Origin of the sequence: Curtobacterium sp. LFS084 (assembly GCF_047977705.1) — a bacterium.
GTDB lineage: Bacteria > Actinomycetota > Actinomycetes > Actinomycetales > Microbacteriaceae > Curtobacterium.
In genome coordinates this window covers 60,599-80,286 of record NZ_JBFPFM010000013.1, presented here as the reverse complement: position 1 = coordinate 80,286, position 19,688 = coordinate 60,599, and the positions used below count along the sequence as shown (strand labels likewise).

Below are 19,688 nucleotides of genomic sequence, written 5' to 3'. Positions count from 1 at the left end.
GACTTGCATGTGTTAAGCACGCCGCCAGCGTTCGTCCTGAGCCAGGATCAAACTCTCCGTAAAAAATTACAGATCCGACACCCGAAAGCATCGAACCGAGTTGATTCTGACCGTTGACTGTCTACTGACAATCTTCAATCCAAAAGGAATTGTCTCCGACCCAACCTGCCGAAGCAGACCAGGCACGGGGTCAATAAATTGGCATTGACAATGTGCACGCTGTTGAGTTCTCAAGGACCAGACGCACTCCCCACTCGACCCCGAAAGAGGTTCCGCCAGAGAGGCTTTCGTTCTTGGTAGTCACCGGCCAGGCACGAAGCCTGCGTCGGACCCAGAGGCCCTGTGGCTCATCCCGAGGGAGAGAACCGGTGGAGTAGTCATCCTAGGCGTCGAAGCGATCCAGCGCAAGGCCAGGTCTGAACTTCAGTGGAGGATGGTCCCGCTTGAGGCCGGCAGGCTCTGGGCTCTCGCTCCAGCCGCTCCGCCGCACCTTTGGGGTGACGAGTAAGAACTATACGCAGCTCTGAGCGGGTGCGCCAAGACGCGCCACATCCCGGGCGTGTCGCGTTCTGCAACAACCGGTGCCGAACGCAGCGATGCCCGGCTCCCACCAGGGGAACCGGGCATCGACGGGCCGGGACGATCAGGACAGCGTCACGCCGGCGAGGGTCTTCTTGCCACGACGGAGCACGACCACCCCGCCGGGCAGGGCGAGGCCGGACAGCTGCGCGGTCGCGTCGTCGGCTCGGGCGTTGTTCACGTAGACGCCGCCCTGGTCGATCGCGCGGCGGGCCTCGCCGAGGGACTTCACCAGCTCGGTGTCGACGAGCGCCCGGGCGACGTCGGCGTCACCCGGCAACACCACGGACCCCGGGAGCTCCGCGATCGCCGACCGGAGCGTGCCGGCGTCGAGCGCACCGAGGTCGCCGTTGCCGAACAGGGCCGCCGCCGCATCGATCGCCGCCTGCGTTGCCTCGACCCCGTGCACGACGGCCGTCACCTCGAACGCGAGGGTCCGTTGCGCCTCTCGTCGGAAGGGTTCGTCGGCCACGGCCTGCTCGAGCCGCTCGATCTCGGCGCGGGACAGGAACGTGAACTGCCGCAGCCGGGCGACCACGTCGGCGTCCGCCGTGTTGAGCCAGAACTGGTAGAAGGCGTACGGCGACGTCATCTCCGGGTCGAGCCAGATCGCGTTGCCCTCGCTCTTGCCGAACTTCGTGCCGTCGGAGTTCGTGATCAGCGGCGTGCCGAGCGCGTGCACGGTCGCACCCTCGGTCCGTCGGATGAGCTCCGTCCCCGAGGTGAGGTTGCCCCACTGGTCCGACCCACCCGTCTGCAGCGTGCACCCGTACTGCAGGAAGAGTTCGCGGTAGTCCAGCCCTTGCAGGATCTGGTAGCTGAACTCGGTGTAGCTGATGCCCGCGTCGGAGTTCAGACGCGCGGCCACGGCGTCCTTCTTGAGCATGGAGTTCACGCGGAAGTACTTGCCGATGTCCCGCAGGAAGTCGATCGCCGACAGCGGTGCCGTCCAGTCGAGGTTGTTCACCAACCGCACGCCGTTCTCGCCGTCCGGGCTGAGGAACCGTGAGACCTGCCCCTGCAGACGCGTCACCCACTCCCCCACGGTCTCGCGCGTGTTGAGCGTGCGCTCGGCGGTCGGCCGGGGGTCGCCGATCAGGCCGGTGGATCCGCCGACCAGTGCCAGGGGCTTGTGGCCGGCCAGCTGGATCCGACGCATCGTGAGCAGCTGCAGGAGGTTGCCGCAGTGCAGGGAGGCTGCGGTCGGGTCGAAGCCGCAGTAGTACGTGATCGGCTCACCGTCGAGGGCCTCCTCGAGTGCCGTCTCGTCGGTGGAGACGTGCACCAGATCACGCCAGCGCAGTTCGTCCCAGACCGAGGCGAAGGTCGGGTCGTTCTGCTGGCGCGTCAGGACATCGTGAGCGGATTCACTGGACACCCAGCCATCGTAGCGGCGCAGACGGGCCAGGAGGCGCGGGTCGGCCGTGCCGGTGGGGATCAGTCGAGCGCACCCCTGTGCCGCCGGTACGGCGACACCGTCGGGTCGCCGGTGAGCCAGAAGCGCCAGGGGAACCGCGCGCCGCCGGCGACGCCGGCGACACCGGTGCGCGGTCCGCGCGAGATCCTTGGGACGGTGCCCGTCCCGGTCGGGCCGGGCACCGTCTCGGACAGGAGCTCCTCGACGACGCGAGCCGGGCCGTCGGAGGCGAGCCGCGCCTCCAGGCCGGGAGCCAACGTGAGCCGGTACGGGCCGGACCCGTCGAGGAGCGCGCTGCCGTCGTCCTCGCCGAGGACCGCACCGAGCGCGCCGCCGAGGTTGCCGGGCCCACGCGCCAGGGCGACGTCCGCGACGGCCGCACCACGTCGGGCCCGCGCCGTCTCGACCCCGTCGACGACCTGCGCCCCGCGGAGCAGCGTGCCGGAGGACGTGCCGTCCGGACCGCCGACCACGTTCACGCAGGTGTGGATGCCGTACGAACGGTAGGCGTAGAGGGTCCCGGGCGGTCCGAACAGGTGGCGGTTCCGCGGAGTCGGACCGCGGTGGCCGTGCGACCCGGGGTCGGTGGGGCCGGCGTAGGCCTCGACCTCGGTGATGCGCAGGGTCACACCCCTGCCCGCGATCGTCGCACCGAGCAGCGCGGGTGCGGAGACCGGAGCCGGCTCGGAGAGCAGCGCGAGCGTGTGGTGGGTCATCGGGTGAAGGGCGCGCCCTCCGCCAGGTCGTGGACGCGTCGGGTGAGCGACGCGAGCTGCTCGGCGACCCGGTCCGGCGCCGTGCCGCCGATCCCCGCACGCGATGCGACCGAGCCCTCGATCGTGAGGACGCTGCGGACCTCGGGGGTGAGGTGCTCGGAGACCGTCCGGTACTCGTCGTCGGTGGGGTCGTCGAGTTCGATGCCCCGCTCCTCGCAGTACCGGACCAGGGCGCCGGAGACCTCGTGCGCGTCACGGAACGGCACCCCCTGCCGGACCAGCCACTCGGCGACGTCCGTCGCGAGCGAGAAGCCCTGGGGAGCGAGCTCGGCCATCCGGTCGGTGTCGAAGGTCAGGGTCGCGATCATGCCGGTGAAGGCGGGGAGCAGGACCTCGAGGGTGGTGACCGAGTCGAAGACGGGCTCCTTGTCCTCCTGCAGGTCCCGGTTGTAGGCCAGCGGCAGGCCCTTGAGTGTCGCGAGCAGGCCCGTCAGGTTGCCGATGAGCCGACCGGACTTGCCCCGGGCGAGTTCGGCGATGTCCGGGTTCTTCTTCTGCGGCATGATGCTCGACCCGGTCGAGAACGCGTCGTGGAGCCGGACGAACCCGAACTCCTTCGTGTTCCAGAGGATCACCTCTTCCGCCAGGCGGGACACGTCGATGCCGATCTGGGCGAGGACGAACGCGAACTCGGCGACGACGTCGCGTGCCGCCGTCGCGTCGATCGAGTTGTCCGCGGGGCGGGCGAAGCCGAGCTCGTGGGCGATCGCCGACGGGTCGAGTCCCAGCGAGCTGCCGGCGAGGGCACCGGCACCGTAGGGGCTGACGCTCGCGCGGTCCGCCCAGTCCCGGAGTCGCTCGAGGTCGCGGACGAGCGGCCACGCGTGGGCGAGCAGGTGGTGTGCGAGCAGGACCGGCTGTGCGTGCTGCAGGTGCGTCCGGCCCGGCATGATCGCGCCGGGGTGCTCGCTCGCCTGCTGCGAGATCGCGTCCACCAGGTCGATGACGAGGTGGCCGATGCGGCGGCCGTGGTCGAGCATGTGCATCCGGCCGAGCGTGGCGATCTGGTCGTTGCGGCTCCGGCCGGCCCGCAGCTTGCCGCCGAGCTCGGGGCCGAGATCGGCGATGAGCAGGCGCTCGAGGGCGCCGTGCACGTCCTCGTCGCTGTCGGCCGGCTGCAGGGAGCCGTCGGCGTGCGCGGCCTCGAGGCGGTCGAGTCCGGCGAGCATCCGCTCGAGTTCGTCCGCCGACAGGTACCCGGCGGTGGCGAGGGCCCGGGCGTGGGCCCTCGAACCGGCGATGTCGTAGGGGGCGAGCTGCCAGTCGAAGTGGGTCGATCGGGAGAGGGCGGCGAGCTCGGCGCTCGGGCCGTCGGCGAAGCGGCCACCCCAGAGGGCGCCGGTGTTGGTGGCGTCGGTCTTGGCGGCGGGCTGGTTCGCGTCGGTCATGGTTCTCTCGTCATCCGGTCGAGCGGTGCTGGGGCGGTGGTGCGGGGTCGGGGTTTGGGTGCCGGGTCGGGGTCCTGGGTGCCGGGTCCGGGGGTCGGGGTTCTGGGTGCCGGGTCGGGGTCCTGGGTGCCGGGTCCGGGTCCGGGGTTCGCGGTTCGGGGTCGGGGTTCGGGGTGCCGGGTCCGGGGGTCGCGGTCTGGGGTCCGGGTCAGTTCGCGAGGTCCCGTCGGGCGGAGATCTTGCTCGGCAGCGACCAGATGTCGATGAAGCCCTTCGACCGCGACTGGTCGAAGGCGTCCCCCGTCTCGGAGGTCGCGAGCTCGAAGTCGTAGAGGCTCTGGCTCGACCGACGACCCGTGACGACCGCGCGGCCCGCGTGCAGCCGGAGCCGGACGTCGCCCGAGACGTGCTGCTGGGTGTGGGCGATGAAGGCGTCGAGGCTCCGCTTGAGCCCGCTGAACCACAGTCCGTCGTAGACCAGGTCGGCCCAGTCCGACTCGACGCGTCGCTTGTACCGGTTCACGTCGCGCTCGAGGGTCAGGTTCTCGAGCTCCTCGTGCGCCGCGATCAACGCCACGGCAGCCGGGGCCTCGTAGACCTCGCGCGACTTGATGCCGACGAGGCGGTCCTCGACCACGTCGATGCGGCCGACACCGTGCTTGCCGGCGAGCGCGTTGAGCTCCTGCACGACGCGCAGGACGCTGAAGCGCTGGCCGTCGATGGCGACCGGCACGCCCCGCTCGAAGGTGATCGTCACCTCGTCCGGGTCACGCGGGACGGTCGGGTCCTGCGTGTACGCGTAGAGCTCCTCGACCGGCGCGGTCCACGGGTCGTCGAGGAACCCGGTCTCGACCGCACGACCCCACACGTTCTGGTCGACGGACCACGGCGACCGCTCCGACTGCCCGATCGGCAGACCCCGCTGCCGGGCGTGGGCGAAGGCCTCGTCTCGGGACAGCGCGAGGTCCCGGACGGGCGCGATGCTCGTCAGGTCGGGGGCGATCGCCGCGACCGCGGCCTCGAACCGGACCTGGTCGTTGCCCGTGCCCGTGCACCCGTGGGCGACGCTGTCGGCGCCGAGCTGCTTCGCCGTGAGCGCCAGGTGCTTCGCGATGAGCGGCCGACTCAACGCGGAGACGAGCGGGTAGCGCTTCTGGTACGACGCGTTCGCCTGCAGCGCGGGCACGAGGTAGTCGTCCGCGAACTCGTCCTTGGCGTCGACGACGATCGACTCGACGGCGCCGCAGTCGAGTGCGCGCTGCCGGATCGCCGCCAGGTCCTCGCCGCCCTGGCCCACGTCCACCGCGAGCGCGACGACGTCCTTGCCGGTGGCCTCACGCAGCCAGCCGATACCGACGGACGTGTCGAGTCCGCCGGAGTACGCGAGGACGACGCGGTCTGCCACGGTGGTCTCCCTCGGTCAGGCGGTCGCCGGGGCGCTGGTCGCCGGGGTGCCGGTGGCGTTCGCTGCCAGGAGCCAGGCGAGCAGTGCCTTCTGGGCGTGGAGCCGGTTCTCCGCCTCGTCCCAGATGATGCTGCGCGGACCGTCGATGACCTCGGCCGTGACCTCGAAGCCCCGGTCGGCCGGCAGGCAGTGCATGAAGACGGCGTCGTCGGCGGCGTGCGCCATCATCGCGTCGTCCACGCGGTACCCGTTGAACGTGTCCAGGCGCGCCTGCTTCTCGTCTTCCTTGCCCATCGACACCCAGGTGTCCGTGACGACGACGTCCGCACCGGCGACGGCCGCGACCGGGTCCGTCACGACGAGGACCGACCCGCCGGTCTCGGCAGCGCGGCGCTCGGCGTCGGAGACGACATCGGCGGCGGGCGAGAACGCGGACGGCGCCGCGACCCGCACGTGCATGCCGGCGGTGGCTCCGGCGAGCAGGTAGGACTGCGCCATGTTGCTCGCGCCGTCGCCGACGAACGCCACGGTCTGCCCGGCGAGGGTGCCGCGGTGCTCGCGGATGGTCAGCAGGTCGGCGAGCAGCTGGCAGGGGTGGAAGTCGTCGGACAGGGCGTTGACGACGGGCACGCTCGTGTTCGCCGCCATCTCCTCGAGTCCGGCCTGACCGTAGGTGCGCCACACGATCGCCGAGACCATGCGCTCGAGGACCCGCGCGGTGTCCGTCGGGGTCTCCTTGCCGCCCAGCTGGCTGTTGGCGGTGGAGATGATGAGCGGGCTGCCGCCGAGGTCGGAGATCCCGACGTGGAACGACACCCGCGTCCGCGTCGACGACTTGTCGAAGATCACGGCGACGCTCTGCGGCCCGGCGAGGGGCTTCGCGCCCCAGCGGTCGGCCTTCATCTGTTCGGCGAGGTCGAGGATCGCGGACTGCTCCGCCTGGCTGAGGTCGTCGTCCCGGAGGAAGTGACGGGTCATGCTGAGGTCTCCTGGGTGGTGGCGCCCTGCTCGGCGGCGACTGCGGCGAGGCTCTCGCCGAGGATCGACACGAACTCGTCGATCTCGGCGTCGGACACGATGAGCGGCGGCGCGATGCGCAGGCTCGACTCGTTCGGGGCGTTGATGATCAGACCGCGCTCGAGCGCGGCGGCGTTGACGGCGGCGGCGATCGGACCGGTGAGTCCGACCCCGATGAGCAGGCCGGATCCGCGGACCTCCTCGACGAGGGGTGACCCGATGCCCTGGATGCCCGCGCGGATGCGCTCCCCCTTCGTCACCGCACCGGACACGAGGTCCGCGCGCTCGATCTCGGCGAGGACGGCGTTCGCCACCCGGGTGCCGAGGGGGTTGCCGCCGAACGTGGAGCCGTGCTGGCCGGCCGAGAACAGGTCGGACGCCCAGCCGAAGGTGACGAGCGCCCCGATCGGGAAGCCGCCGGCGATGCCCTTGGCGACCGTGACGGCGTCCGGCTGGAAGCCGTGCCCCTGGTACGTGAACCAGTTGCCGGTGCGGCCGACACCCGTCTGGATCTCGTCGAGGATCAGCAGCGCGCCGTGCTCCTCGGTCAGGCGACGGGCGGCGAGGAGGAAGCCCTCGGGCAGGTCGACCACGCCGGCCTCGCCCTTGATCGGCTCGAGGATCAGCGCGGCCACGGTGTCGTCGAGGGCCGCCTCGAGGGCGTCGACGGACGTGTCGATGTGCTCGACACCCGGGACCATCGGCAGGAAGTCTTCTTGCAGGGCGGGCTTGCCGGTGAGCGCGAGCGCACCCATCGTGCGGCCGTGGAAGCCCTGCTTCAGGGCGAGGATGCGGGTCTTCCGGCCGTCGGCGCCCTTGTTGAGGCGCGCGAGCTTGAAGGCGGCCTCGTTCGCCTCGGCGCCGGAGTTGCCGAAGTACACCCGGCCGGCGTCCCCGGCACCCGTGATGCGCTTGAGTCGCTCGGCGAGCTCGAGCTGCGGCGGCGTCGCGAAGTAGTTCGAGACGTGCACGAGCTTCGCGGCCTGGTCGCTGATCGCCTCGACCAGCGCGGGGTGCGCGTGGCCGAGCGAGTTGACGGCGATGCCGGCGAGGAAGTCGAGGTACTCGTTGCCGTCGACGTCCCAGACGCGGCAGCCCTGGCCACGTTCGAGCATGATCTTCGGCGGGGTCAGGGATCGCATCAGCGACGCCCCGAACCGGTCGTTCCAGGTCTCGGTCTGCGTCTCGGTGCTCACTGCTGCTGTCCCTTCTCGGTCGTGCTGGCCACGTGTTGGCCGGTGCCGCTGTCGGTCGACGGTGCTGCGACGCGTCGGCCGATCTCGGCGTGGGTCATCTGGTTCTCGGTGCGTCGGCTGGGGTCCGGGATCACCTCGGTGCCGGCACCGCGCAGGGTGAAGACCTCGAGCAGGATCGAGTGCGGGATGCGCCCGTCGATGATCGTCGCCCCGCCGACCCCGCCGACCACGGCGTCGAGGCACGCGGTCATCTTGGGGATCATGCCCGACTCGAGCGACGGCAGGAGTGCGCGCAGTTCCTCGACCGCGATGAGGTCGACGATCGAGTCGCGGTCCGGCCAGTTGCGGTAGAGGCCCGGGACGTCGGTGAGCATCATGAGCTTCGACGCCTTGAGGGCGATCGCGAGCGCTCCGGCCGCGGCGTCGGCGTTCACGTTGAGCGCCTGGTCGGGGTGGGCGTCGTCGATCGCGATGCTCGACACCACCGGGATGCGACCGGCCTCGATCGCGGCGAGCACCCCGGACGGGTCCACGTGCGTGATGTCGCCGACGTGTCCGAGGTCGAAGTGCTCGCCGTCGACGACGACGCCCTTCTTCTCGCCGGTGAACAGCGAGCCGCCGTCACCGAACACGCCCACCGCGAGGCCCTCGCCGTGCTCGTTCACCAGGTCGACGATCTCGCGGTTGACCTCGCCCGCGAGCACGTCGCGGACGACCGTGATCGCCTCGGTCGTGGTGACGCGGTACCCGCCGCGGAACTCGGACTCGATGCCCTGTTCCTTGAGGGCGGCGGAGATCTGCGGGCCGCCGCCGTGCACGACGACCGGGTGCAGGCCGGCGTAGCGGAGGTAGACCATGTCCTCGGCGAACGCGCGCTTGAGGTCCCCGTTGATCATCGCGTTGCCGCCGAACTTGACGACGACGATCTTGCCCGAGAACCGCTTCAGCCACGGCAGGGACTCGATGAGCGTCGCGGCCTTGACGGTCGCGAGCTCGTGCTCTTCTTCCTTCGAGAGGAATCCGGTGTCGTCGGCCATCAGCTGGAGTACGCGCTGTTCTCGTGCACGTAGTCGTGCGTGAGGTCGTTCGTCAGGATCGTCGCCGCGTGCGGGCCGACCCCGAGGTCGATCAGCACGTGCGTGTCGCGTGGGGTCAGGTCGACGCGGTCGCTCGGCTCGTCGGGTGCGCCGGCGTGGCAGACGCGCACGCCGTTCATCGAGACGTCGACGGCGTAGGGGTCGAAGTCGGCGTCGGTGGTGCCGATCGCCGCGAGCACCCGGCCCCAGTTCGGGTCGTTGCCGAACACCGCGGCCTTGAACAGGTTGTTGCGGGCGACGCTCCGCCCGACCGTGACGGCGTCGTCCTCGGTCGCGGCGTGCACGACCTCGATCGCGATGTCGTGGCTCGCGCCTTCCGCGTCCTGCTGCAGCTGCCGTGCGAGGTCCGCGCAGACGGCGGTCAGGGCCTCTTGGAAGTCACCGACCTCGGGGGTGACGCCGCTCGCTGCCGAGGACATCAGCACGACGGTGTCGTTCGTCGACATGCAGCCGTCGGAGTCGACGCGGTCGAACGTGACCCGCGTGGCCGCGCGGAGCGCCTGGTCGAGGTCGTCGGAGCCGAGGACCGCGTCGGTCGTGATGACGACGAGCATGGTCGCGAGGCCCGGCGCGAGCATGCCGGCGCCCTTGGCCATCCCGCCGACGGTCCAGCCGTCCTCGGAGACGACCGACTGCTTCGGCTTCGTGTCCGTGGTCATGATCGCGGTCGCCGCGTCCGGGCCGCCGTCGGACGACAGGGCCGCACTCGCGAGGTCGACGCCCCGCAGGACGTTGTCGCGGAAGGTCTGGTCGCCGACCCCGATCAGCCCGGTCGAGCAGACGACGACGTCACCCGCGCCGATGCCCAGTGCCGCGCCGACCGCCTCGGCCGTGAGGTGGGTGGTCTGGAAGCCGAAGGGGCCGGTGAAGCAGTTCGCACCGCCGGAGTTGAGGACCACCGCGCGCGCCACACCGTCACCGACGACCTGGCGCGACCAGATGACGGGGTGTGCCTGTGCCCGGTTGCTCGTGAACACCGCGGCGACCGCGGCCGCCGGTCCGTCGTTGACGACGAGGGCGACGTCCGGCGTGCCGCTCGACTTGAGCCCCGCCGTCACGCCCGCCGCGCGGAACCCCGCTGCCGCGGTGACGCCCTGGAGGCCCGGGTCGCCCTGGGTGGACTGGGTTGCGTCTGCGCTCACGGTGCGACTCCGTCCGTGCTGAGGCCGAGGGTCTCCGGGAAGCCCAGGGCGATGTTCGTGGACTGGACCGCCGCTCCGGCGGTGCCCTTCGCGAGGTTGTCGAGGGCACTGACCGCGACGACGCGGCCTGCGGCCTCGTCCACCGCGATGCCGACCAGGCAGGTGTTGGCACCGATCGTGTCCGCCACCCGGGGGAACTCGCCCTCGGGCAGGAGGTGCACGAAGGGCTCGTCGGCGTAGGCCTGCTCCCACGCGAGGCGGACGTCGCGCGCGCTCACGCCGGGGGCGAGCTTCGCGGTCGTCGTCGCGAGGATGCCGCGGGCCATCGGGACGAGGACCGGCGTGAACGAGATCGTCACGTCGGCGGCCCCGGCGACCACGAGGTTCTGCTGGATCTCGGGGACGTGCCGGTGCGTCCCGCCGACCGCGTAGGCACTGGCGGAGCCCATGATCTCGGACGCCAGGTAGGTGGTCGCGAGCTTCTTGCCGGCACCGCTCGGACCGACGCTGAGGACGGCGACGAGGTCGTCCGACTCGACCAGGCCGGCCTGGATGCCCGGCTGGATGCCGAGCGTCACCGCGGTCACGTTGCACCCGGGGACGGCGATCCGCTTGGTCCCGACGAGGGCCGCGCGCTGCCGTCCTTGCGTCTCGATGTCGTCGACGTCCCGCCACTCGTCGGCCGACCCGGGCGTCGGTGCCGCGTGCAGCAGCTCCGGCAGGCCGTAGGTCCACGCGCCGTGGTACTCGCCGCCGTAGAACGCTTCCCACGCCGCCGGGTCCGTCAGCCGGTGGTCCGCCCCGCAGTCCACGACCAGGGCGTCACCACCGAGTTCCTCGGTGATCGCGCCGGACTGCCCGTGCGGCAGCGCGAGGAACACCACGTCGTGTCCGCGCAGGTTCTCCGCCGTCGTCTCGACGAGGGTCAGGTGCGACAGCGAGCGGAGGTGCGGCTGCGTCGCGATGAGCGGCTGTCCGGCGTTCGAGAACGCCGTCACCGTCCTGACGTCGAACTCGGGATGGGCGGAGAGCACGCGCAGGAGCTCACCGCCCGCGTAGCCGGAGGCTCCCGCCACGGCGACGGATACGGACATGGGATTCCACCTTTGGTCGGACTGGTCGTCGAGAGAGTCGGAGGCGGCGGCCCCGGGCGGTGCTGGTCCCGATGGGATCAGTCGCGCAGGGTCGCCCCGAATCGCTCGCCGGCACGTCGGACTGCGCCGTCACGGGCCTCGGTGGCCTCGGCAGCGGTCAGCGTGCGGTCCGTGGCGCGGAAGCGCAGCGCGAACGTCAGGGACTTCTGTCCCTCGTCCACGCCGGAGCCCCGGTAGTCGTCCACGAGCCGAGCATACTCCAACAGGTCTCCGGCACCACCGCGGACGGCGTCCAGCACGTCACCCGCCGGGACGTCGGCACCCACCACGAGGGAGAGGTCCTGCGTCGCCGCCGGGTAGGAGACGATCGGGGCGACCGACACGAGCTCGGGTGCCGCAGCGACGAGGGCGTCGAGGTCGAGCTCGACGACCGCGACCACCCGCGGCAGCACCGCGGCCTCGGTCAGCTCGGGCAGGAGCTCGCCAGCGACGCCGACGACGCGCCCGCCGACGAGGAGCGCCGCCGCGCGACCAGGGTGCAGGGACGGGTGCGTCGTCTGCGCGACCGTGAGGTCCACGCCGACGGCCCAGGCGACCGAGCGGGCGACGTCGAGCGCGTCCGCGATGCCGTACGGCTCGGGCTGCACGCCGGGCTGCTTCACGACCCGGTTGCCGGTGAGCAGCGCGGACACGTGGAACGGCTGCGCGGGCAACGACGCGTCGAGCGCGGCCAGGGTGTCGCTGTCGGGCAGGGCCGCACCGGCCGGCACCGTGTCGGTCCCGAGCGTCTCGCCCGCGACCGGCAGGAACACCCGCGAGGTCTCGTACAGCGCGACGTCGACGAGCCCCCGGGACACGTTGCGGCGGGCGGCGTCGACGAGCGCCGGGACGCCGCTGCGCCGGAGGAGGCTCTGCTCGCTGTCGAGGGCGTTGGCCAGGACGACGCTCGGGCCGCCCGCGCCGTCGATGCCCGGGTACGCGTCCTGCGTGGCCTGGGACACGAAGGGTGCGGTGACGACCTCGACCAGCCCGTCGGCGGCCAGTGCGGCGGCGACGCGACGCCGTGCCTGCTGGTGCCCGGAGAGCCCGCGGCCGGGCGGTGCGACGGGGAGGACGCTCGGGATCCGGTCGTAGCCGACGATGCGCGCGACCTCTTCGACGAGGGTGGTGTCGTCGGTGAGGTCGGGGCGCCAGGTCGGCGGGGTGACGGCGAGGGTGTCGCCGTCGACGTCGACCGACGCACCGATCGCGCGGAGGGTGTCGACGACCTCGGCGTCGGTGTAGTCGACGCCGACCAGCTCGGACGGACGGGCGATGCGCATCGTGACCGTCGGGCGGGGCTCGGTGTCGACGAGCGTCGAGCCGAGGGCGTCTGCGGTGCCGCCGGCGAGCTCGACGAGCAGGTCGACGGCACGGTTCGCGGCGGCCTCGGCGACGAGCGGGTCGACGCCGCGCTCGAAGCGTCGGGACGCCTCGCTCGGGAGCTTGTGCCGACGCGCCGTCCGGGCGATGGACACCTGGTCGAAGCCCGCCGCCTCGATCAGGACGTCGGTGGTCCGGTCGGAGATCTCGGTCCGGGCGCCACCCATCACGCCGGCGAGGCCGACGGGACCGGCGTCGTCGGTGATGACGAGGTCTTCGGGGTCGAGCGTCCGGTCGACGTGGTCGAGGGTCGTCAGGGTCTCGCCGGCGATCGCACGACGGACGCCGAGCCCACCCTGCAGCGTGGCGAGGTCGTACCCGTGCAGCGGCTGGCCGAGCTCGAACATGACGTAGTTCGTGACGTCGACGGGCAGCGAGATCGACCGGACACCGGCGAGGGCGAGACGCGAGACCATCCACGCCGGGGTCGTCGCGGTCGGGTCGATCCCGCGGACGACGCGGGTGACGAACGTGTGCGCGCCCACCCGGCCCCGGATCGGCGCAGTGTCGTCGATCGTGACGGGGAAGCCCTCGCCCGATCGGGGCGTGACGCGCTCGACCGGGTCGTGGAAGGTCGCACCGGTCGCGTGGGCGTACTCGCGGGCGACGCCGCGCATGCTCAGCACGTACCCGCGGTCCGGCGTGACGTTGATCTCGACCGCGGCGTCGTCGAGCCCGAGGAGCGCGATGGCGTCGGCGCCGACCTCGGGTTCCATGCCGAGGTCCGCGAAGCGGAGGATGCCGTCGTGCTCGTCACCGAGGCCGAGCTCGCGGGCCGACGCGATCATGCCGTCGGACACGTGCCCGTACGTCTTGCGCGCGGCGATCGGGAACGGCCCGGGCAGGACCGCGCCCGGGAGCGTCACGACGACGAGGTCGCCGACGTCGAAGTTGTGCGCGCCGCAGACGATGCCGCGGGGCTCGGGCTCGCCGACGTCCACCTGGCACCAGTTGATCGTCTTGCCGTTCTTCTGCGGCTCGGGCTCACGCTCGAGCACCCGGCCGACGACGATCGGACCCGTGAGGTCGTACGTGTGGACGTCCTCTTCCTCGAAGCCCACCGACACGAGCGCCGCGTGGACGTGCTCGAGGGAGACGTCATCGGGGAGGTCGACGGACTCGCCGAGCCAACGGAGTGGGACGCGCATCAGACCACCGTTCCGAACTGCTGCGAGAAGCGGATGTCGCCCTCGAGGAAGTCACGCATGTCGTTCAGGCCGTTGCGGAACTGCAGCGTCCGCTCGATGCCCATGCCGAACGCGAAGCCCTGGTACTCGGCCGGGTCGATGCCGGCGGCTCGCAGGACGTTCGGGTTCACCATGCCGCATCCGCCCCACTCGACCCACCGCGCGCCACCCTTGGCGTTCGGCTGCCAGACGTCCATCTCGGCGCTGGGCTCGGTGAAGGGGAAGTAGTTCGGACGGAGGCGGATCTGCGCCTCGGCCCCGAACATCTGGCGCGCGAAGTGCTCGAGCGTGCCGCGCAGGTGCGCCATGGTCAGGCCCTTGTCGATCGCGATGCCCTCGACCTGGGTGAACACCGGCAGGTGCGTGGCGTCGAGCTCGTCGGCGCGGTAGACCCGCCCCGGTGCGATGACGTAGAGCGGGAGGTCGCGCGAGAGCAGCGACCGCACCTGCACCGGCGAGGTGTGGGTGCGCATGACGAGGTGCCGCTCGACCGGCTCGACGAAGATCGTGTCGGCCATTGCCCGGGCAGGGTGGTCCGGGTCGAAGTTCAGCGCGTCGAAGTTGAACCACTCGTGCTCGAGCTCGGGGCCCTCCGCCACTTCCCACCCCATGCCGACGAAGATGTCGGCCACGGTCTCGTTGAGGAGCGACAGCGGGTGCCGGGACCCGGGCACCCGGCGGGTCGGGAGCGCCGTGACGTCGACGCGCTCGGCGTCGAGCCGTGCGCGTTCCTCGGCCTCGGCGAGCACGGACTCCTGCTCGGCGACCGCCTGGTTCACCCGGCCACGGGCCTGTCCGACGAGCTTGCCCGCGGCGGCCTTCTGTTCCGGCGGCACGCTGCGCATCGACGCGTTCATCCGCGCCAGCGCGGACTGTTCGCCGGTGTGCTCGGCCCTGGCCTGCTTCAGCTCGGCGACGGTCGTCGTGGCACGGACCGCAGCGAGGGCCCGGTCCACGGCGTCGGCGACGGCCGATTCGCTGATCTCGAGAGGTTCTGACACGAGGCCCAAGCCTACCGGCCCCTGGGATACCGCGGCCCGTCCCGCCGGACGGGTGGATCGACCCGGCGCGTCAGTCCCCTGTGGAGGACCGGGCCGTGCGCTGGGCGAACGCCGACTCGTACAGGCAGACGGACGCCGCGGTCGCGAGGTTCATCGACTCTGCCCGGCCGTAGATCGGCACCTTGACCGCACGGTCGACGAGGGCGAGGTCCTCGCTCGTCAGGCCGCGGGCCTCGTTGCCGAACACCCAGGCGGTCGGGCCGTCGAGCATGCCGTCGGCGCGGACCTCCGGCAGGTCGTCGCCCGAGACGTCGGCGGCGAGGATCGTGTAACCGAGGCCCCGGGCACGGCTCACCGCGTCGGCGAGGGTCACGCCGACCGACACCGGGACGTGGAAGAGCGATCCCGTGGTCGACCGGACCACCTTCGGGTTGTACGGGTCGACGCTGCGCCCGGTGAGGACCACCGCGTCGGCGCCGGCGGCGTCGGCCGCACGGATGATCGTGCCGGCGTTGCCCGGATCACGCACCTCCTCGAGGATCGCGACGATCCCCGGCAGGCCGCCCCGCGCCTCCTGGCCCGCGTCGTCGTCGGTCTCGACGACCGCACCCGGGTCGGGGAAGACATCCTTCACCGACGTCGGGAACTGCTGGCACACCGCGACGACGCCCTGCGGCGTCACGGTGTCGGCCATCGCGTCGAGCACCTGCTCCGTGACGAACCAGGTGTCGACGGGCGCGTCGTCGAGGCCGTAGCGCGCGGCGGCCGTCGGTGTCACGTAGAGCTCGCGGAGGAGCTCCGGGCGGTACTCGATGGCCTCGCGCACCGCCTGCGGCCCCTCGAGCAGGAACAGGCCCGTCTCGGCGCGCACGTCCTTCTTCGACAGCGCTGCGACGGCGCGGACACGGCCGGCCTTGGGGTTCTCGAGGAGATCGCTCACGGGACAAGTCTAGGAACGACGAAACCCCCGCCGGACCGGCGGGGGTTTCGGGAGCAGAAGAACTGACTACGCAGCCTTCGGGGCCGAGGTGTCGGCCGGGAGCGCCTTCTTGGCGGTCTCGACGAGCGCCGCGAAGGTCTCGGGGTTGTTCACCGCGAGGTCCGCGAGGATGCGACGGTCGACCTCGACGCCGGCCAGGCCGAGGCCCTGGATGAGGCGGTTGTAGGTCAGGCCGTTCGCACGCGACGCGGCGTTGATGCGCTGGATCCAGAGGCGACGGAACTCGCCCTTCTTCGCGTGACGGTCGCGGTACGCGTAGACGAGGGAGTGGGTGACCTGCTCCTTGGCCTTGCGGTACAGACGCGAACGCTGACCGCGGTAGCCCTCGGCGCGCTCGAGGATGACGCGGCGCTTCTTGGCGGCGTTGACCGCTCTCTTTACTCGTGCCATTGATCTATTCCTTTACGTTCTGCGGGGCTCAGTGGCCGAGGAGCTTCTTGACGTTCTTCGCGTCAGCCTTGGCGAGGACCTGGTCCTCGTTGAGGCGGGCCTTGCGCTTGGCGCTCTTGACCTCGAGGTTGTGACGCATACCGGCCTGCTGCTTCATGATCTTGCCGCTACCGGTGACCTTGAAGCGCTTCTTCGACCCGGAGTGGGTCTTCTGCTTGGGCATGGTGGTGCCTTTCCGTGGGATGGATGGGGGGCCGCGTCGTTGCGGGATCGGTCGGTGGGACCTATTCGGCGGGAGCTTCGGCCTGCTCGGACTCGGGAGCCACGTCCGTGGTCTCCTTGCCCTTCGCAGCGTGCTCCGACGCACGACGCTCGGCCTTCTGAGCAGCGCGCTTGGCGTTCTGCTCGCCCTTGACGTCGGACTTGTTCTTGAGCGGGGCGATGATCATCGTCATGTTGCGGCCGTCCTGGGTCGGACGCGACTCGACGACACCGAACTCGGCGATCTCCTCGGCGAACTTCTGGAGGAGACGGACACCCTGCTCCGGACGCGACTGCTCGCGACCACGGAAGAGGATCATCGCCTTCACCTTGTCGCCACCGAGGAGGAAGCCCTCGGCGCGCTTGCGCTTCGTCTCGTAGTCGTGCACGTCGATCTTCAGGCGGAACCGGACTTCCTTGAGGTCCGTGTTCACCTGGTTGCGACGGGCTTCCTTGGCCTTCTGAGCGGCCTCGTACTTGAACTTGCCGTAGTCCATGATCTTGGCCACGGGCGGCTTCGAGTTCGGCGCGACCTCGACCAGATCCAGCTCGGCTTCCTGCGCGAGGCGCAGTGCGACGGCGATGGGGACAACGCCGACCTGCTCGCCCTGGGGGCCGACGAGTCGGACCTCGGGGACGCGGATACGGTCGTTGGTACGGGGATCGGGAATGCGGAGCTCCTTCAATCAGGTGGTGGCCGTCCGGGGCGTTTGCCCTGGGCGACGGCACGAGAGAGGAGATCTGACGCACGGATCTTCGACCCGTTCGGCAGCCGCCCGACGCCGACCCCTGCGGGACGGCCGACCGGCGCGGACGCCGGTGGAGCGGTGTGGACCCGGTAGCCTGTGGTGCGCGGCCGCGGGTGGGAGAGACTCCTCTTTCGTGACGCTGAGCACGTGTTCGGCCTCGTTCGCACGAGTCCGGGCACGCAGACAGCATCTGCCGCGGAAGAGTCTAGCAGAGGAGCACCGTGACCGACACCCCATCCCCCGAGCCCGGCGAGGCCGCCCGCGACATCGCCGAGGTGCCGGCCGTCGAACTCATCAACACCGTGGCCGTGCACCTCCTCAGTGCGGCGGCCGTGAAGGTCGGCCTCGCGGACGACCCCGAGGAGCAGACCGACCTCGACGAGGCACGGAAGCTCATCACCGCGCTCGCGGGGCTCGTCACCGCCGCCGCGACGGAGATCGGGGACCAGCACGCCCGTCCACTGCGTGACGGCCTCCGCTCGGTGCAGCTCGCGTTCCGCGAGGCGTCGAGCATCCAGGACGCGCCGGGCGCGGGCCCCGGCGAGAAGTACACCGGCCCCGTCACCTGACGGGCGTCACCCGATGACCCACGGGAGGCGCGGTGCCCGCCGGCACCGCGCCTCCCGTCCGTCGTCCGGTCCCGTCCCGGGCCGCAGCCCTCGGTCGGTCGGTCGGTCGGTCGGTCAGGCCGCGCTGCGCGCGACCAGGCGCGTGACCGCGGCGAGCGGGATGCCGACCCAGTCGGGACGGTTGCGGGTCTCGTAGACGACCTCGTAGACGGCCTTGTCGAGCTCGAACGCGTCGAGCAGTTCGCGGTGTGCCCGCAGGTCCGATCCCGTCCCCCGCTGGTACCCGTCGAGGAACGCCGACCGTGCGTCGTGTGCCCACGCCCCGGCGTCGACGGGCTCGGCGTCCTGCGCGAGCGCACCGGCGACGTAGTCGAACGAGCGGAGCATGCCGGCGACGTCGCGGAGCGTGACGTCCGGCAGCGAGCGCTCGGTGAGCGGGCGGAGCGGTTCGCCCTCGAAGTCGAGGAAGACCCAGCCGCGGGGCTCCGGGGCGGCGAGCACCTGTCCGAGGTGCAGGTCGCCGTGGATCCGCTGCAGGTCCGGCCACTCGGCGTCGGCTGCCCGGGCGTACACCCCGCGGACGGCGTCGACGTGCTCGGCGATCGCCGGGGCCTCGCGTGCCGCGGCGTCCAGCCGGCCGTGCATCGTGGCGATCGCGGCCGTGCGGCGGGCCTCGTCGGCCGGTTCGGTCGGCAGGGCCTCGGCGAGGGTGCGGTGCACCTCGGCGAGCGCGGCACCGAGCCGCTCGGCGTCGGCGGCGAAGGGGGTGCCGTCGCGGGCGTCGCCGAGCGCCACGCGCCAGGCGTCCTGCAGGCCGGGCAGGAACTCCTGCGCGAAGGCGAGGTGCCCCGTCGCGGTGCCGTCGGCACGGCCCGCGTCCGGCCAGGACGCCCGGAGCGCGCCGTGGACGCGCGGGACCCGGGCGCTGCCGGCCGCCGAGAGGGCGAGCTGCGTGGTCACGTCCGGGTTGTCGCCGTGGTGCAGCACGCGGAAGACCTTCACGATGACCTCGGCCCCGGAGTCGGTCTCGCAGATCACCGAGGTGTTCGACTGCTCGCCGCTGAGCACCCGGGAGCTCCGCACCGAGCCGATCGGGACGAGGCTCTCGTCGTCGGCGTCGATGCGGGCCGCGAGGCCGCGGATCCAGTCCGGGTCGGTGGTCGCGTCGCGGACGGCCCCGGTGTCGTCGGTGCCGACCGGCACCTGGTAGAGGACCGGGCCGGTGGGGACGTCGTCGAGCACGAGCCGGGTCCCGGCGGGCTCGGCGAGGGTGCGGAGCCGGGGGGTCCCGCCCTTCGCGGTGTACCAGCGCTGGTGGGCGATCCAGCCCGCGAGGGTGCGGTCGGTGGGCTCGCCGGGGGCGGGGACGGGTGCCTCGTCGCTCATGGGGCGAACCGTACGCGCCGGGGCCTGAGGGTGGTGCGTCCGGCTCGGCACGCGGCGCCGGCCCACGGCCGGTCTGCGAGGATGACCGGGTGCCGCACTACCTCGAGGACCTCGCCGCCGGACAGACCTTCACGACCCCGGGCCGGACCATCACCGAGGCGGACGTCGTGTCGTTCGCCTCGTGGACGAACGACAACAACCAGGTCCACACCGACGTCGAGTTCGCCGCGAAGACCCGGTACGGCCAGCGGGTGGTGCACGGACTGCTCGGTACCTCGCTCTGCCTCGGGCTGATCGCGCGCACCGGGGTCTTCGAGGGGTCGGCGGTCGCCCTGCTCGGCATCGACCAGTGGCGCTTCACCGCGCCGGTGTTCATCGGGGACACCCTGACGTGCGAGGTGGAGATCCTGTCGACCCGGCTGACGAGTTCGGGGCGGACGGGCATCGTCGAGCGGATCGTCTCGCTCCGGAACCAGCGGGGTGAGCTCGTGCAGCAGGGCCGCATGGACGTCATGGTCCTCACCCGGGACGCCGCGATCGACTGAGCCGCCGGGCAGACCCGACGGACGCTCCGGCAATCGGCGACCTGCTCTTTACAACGATGTACGGAGC

At 71.5% G+C, this 19,688-nt stretch carries 18 protein-coding genes and 1 rRNA gene; 2 read left to right on the top strand and 17 right to left on the bottom strand.

Annotation, left to right across the window (positions count from 1 at the left end; all coding sequences use genetic code 11):
- From ACNQOV_RS09680 to infC, 16 genes are all read right to left on the bottom strand, one after another.
- Window positions 1-63 (bottom strand): 16S ribosomal RNA (locus ACNQOV_RS09680); the annotation flags it as partial.
- A 580-nt stretch (window positions 64-643) separates the two neighbouring features.
- The gene (gene tyrS, locus ACNQOV_RS09675) at window positions 644-1,957 is read right to left on the bottom strand and encodes a tyrosine--tRNA ligase (RefSeq protein WP_416394329.1); all 1,314 of its coding nucleotides are present in this window, start codon (window positions 1,955-1,957) and stop codon (window positions 644-646) included.
- A 59-nt stretch (window positions 1,958-2,016) separates the two neighbouring features.
- Complete coding sequence (locus tag ACNQOV_RS09670) at window positions 2,017-2,712, bottom strand: DNA-3-methyladenine glycosylase (RefSeq protein ID WP_416394328.1); 696 nt, start codon at window positions 2,710-2,712, stop codon at window positions 2,017-2,019.
- On the bottom strand, window positions 2,709-4,160 hold the full coding sequence (gene argH, locus ACNQOV_RS09665) for an argininosuccinate lyase (protein WP_416394327.1): 1,452 nt from the start codon (window positions 4,158-4,160) through the stop codon (window positions 2,709-2,711). Before argH ends, ACNQOV_RS09670 begins: the two co-directional genes overlap by 4 nt.
- A gap of 208 nt (window positions 4,161-4,368) precedes the next feature.
- Entirely contained in the window at window positions 4,369-5,565 is a 1,197-nt protein-coding gene (locus ACNQOV_RS09660; protein ID WP_416394326.1) for an argininosuccinate synthase, read from the bottom strand.
- Window positions 5,566-5,580: 15 nt separating this feature from the next.
- On the bottom strand, window positions 5,581-6,543 hold the full coding sequence (gene argF, locus ACNQOV_RS09655; RefSeq protein WP_416394325.1) for an ornithine carbamoyltransferase: 963 nt from the start codon (window positions 6,541-6,543) through the stop codon (window positions 5,581-5,583).
- On the bottom strand, window positions 6,540-7,778 hold the full coding sequence (locus ACNQOV_RS09650) for an acetylornithine transaminase (RefSeq protein ID WP_022908510.1): 1,239 nt from the start codon (window positions 7,776-7,778) through the stop codon (window positions 6,540-6,542). The genes argF and ACNQOV_RS09650 overlap by 4 nt, the downstream gene beginning before the upstream one ends.
- Window positions 7,775-8,815, bottom strand: a complete 1,041-nt coding sequence (gene argB / locus ACNQOV_RS09645; RefSeq protein WP_022908511.1) for an acetylglutamate kinase — start codon at window positions 8,813-8,815, stop codon at window positions 7,775-7,777. Before argB ends, ACNQOV_RS09650 begins: the two co-directional genes overlap by 4 nt.
- A complete protein-coding gene (argJ, locus tag ACNQOV_RS09640) occupies window positions 8,815-10,017 on the bottom strand; it encodes a bifunctional glutamate N-acetyltransferase/amino-acid acetyltransferase ArgJ (protein WP_416394323.1) in 1,203 nt (400 codons plus the stop codon). Before argJ ends, argB begins: the two co-directional genes overlap by 1 nt.
- Window positions 10,014-11,111, bottom strand: coding sequence for an N-acetyl-gamma-glutamyl-phosphate reductase (locus tag ACNQOV_RS09635; RefSeq protein ID WP_416394322.1), 1,098 nt, complete (start codon window positions 11,109-11,111; stop codon window positions 10,014-10,016). The genes argJ and ACNQOV_RS09635 overlap by 4 nt, the downstream gene beginning before the upstream one ends.
- A gap of 77 nt (window positions 11,112-11,188) precedes the next feature.
- Window positions 11,189-13,681: a phenylalanine--tRNA ligase subunit beta gene (gene pheT / locus ACNQOV_RS09630; protein WP_416394321.1), complete on the bottom strand. Its 2,493-nt coding sequence runs from the start codon at window positions 13,679-13,681 to the stop codon at window positions 11,189-11,191.
- Window positions 13,681-14,721, bottom strand: a complete 1,041-nt coding sequence (gene pheS / locus ACNQOV_RS09625) for a phenylalanine--tRNA ligase subunit alpha (RefSeq protein ID WP_022908514.1) — start codon at window positions 14,719-14,721, stop codon at window positions 13,681-13,683. The genes pheT and pheS overlap by 1 nt, the downstream gene beginning before the upstream one ends.
- A gap of 70 nt (window positions 14,722-14,791) precedes the next feature.
- The gene (locus ACNQOV_RS09620; RefSeq protein WP_416394320.1) at window positions 14,792-15,661 is read right to left on the bottom strand and encodes a TrmH family RNA methyltransferase; all 870 of its coding nucleotides are present in this window, start codon (window positions 15,659-15,661) and stop codon (window positions 14,792-14,794) included.
- Window positions 15,662-15,727: 66 nt separating this feature from the next.
- Entirely contained in the window at window positions 15,728-16,111 is a 384-nt protein-coding gene (gene rplT, locus ACNQOV_RS09615) for a 50S ribosomal protein L20 (protein WP_022908516.1), read from the bottom strand.
- A 28-nt stretch (window positions 16,112-16,139) separates the two neighbouring features.
- Window positions 16,140-16,334, bottom strand: coding sequence for a 50S ribosomal protein L35 (gene rpmI, locus ACNQOV_RS09610; RefSeq protein ID WP_022903519.1), 195 nt, complete (start codon window positions 16,332-16,334; stop codon window positions 16,140-16,142).
- Window positions 16,335-16,395: 61 nt separating this feature from the next.
- Window positions 16,396-17,058 carry a translation initiation factor IF-3 gene (infC, locus tag ACNQOV_RS09605; protein WP_083858072.1) on the bottom strand — a complete coding sequence of 221 codons (663 nt, stop codon included), beginning with the start codon at window positions 17,056-17,058 and terminating at the stop codon, window positions 16,396-16,398.
- Window positions 17,059-17,342: 284 nt separating this feature from the next.
- On the opposite strand from infC, the gene ACNQOV_RS09600 reads away from it, so the two are divergent.
- Window positions 17,343-17,690, top strand: coding sequence for a DUF1844 domain-containing protein (locus ACNQOV_RS09600; RefSeq protein ID WP_402267215.1), 348 nt, complete (start codon window positions 17,343-17,345; stop codon window positions 17,688-17,690).
- A 114-nt stretch (window positions 17,691-17,804) separates the two neighbouring features.
- Here ACNQOV_RS09600 and ACNQOV_RS09595 read toward each other — a convergent pair whose 3' ends face one another.
- Window positions 17,805-19,076 (bottom strand): phosphotransferase, encoded by a 1,272-nt coding sequence (locus ACNQOV_RS09595; RefSeq protein WP_416394319.1) that lies wholly within the window; start codon window positions 19,074-19,076, stop codon window positions 17,805-17,807.
- A gap of 89 nt (window positions 19,077-19,165) precedes the next feature.
- Here ACNQOV_RS09595 and ACNQOV_RS09590 point away from each other — a divergent pair, with 89 nt between their 5' ends.
- Window positions 19,166-19,621: a MaoC/PaaZ C-terminal domain-containing protein gene (locus tag ACNQOV_RS09590; RefSeq protein WP_416394318.1), complete on the top strand. Its 456-nt coding sequence runs from the start codon at window positions 19,166-19,168 to the stop codon at window positions 19,619-19,621.
- Window positions 19,622-19,688: the final 67 nt, after the last annotated feature.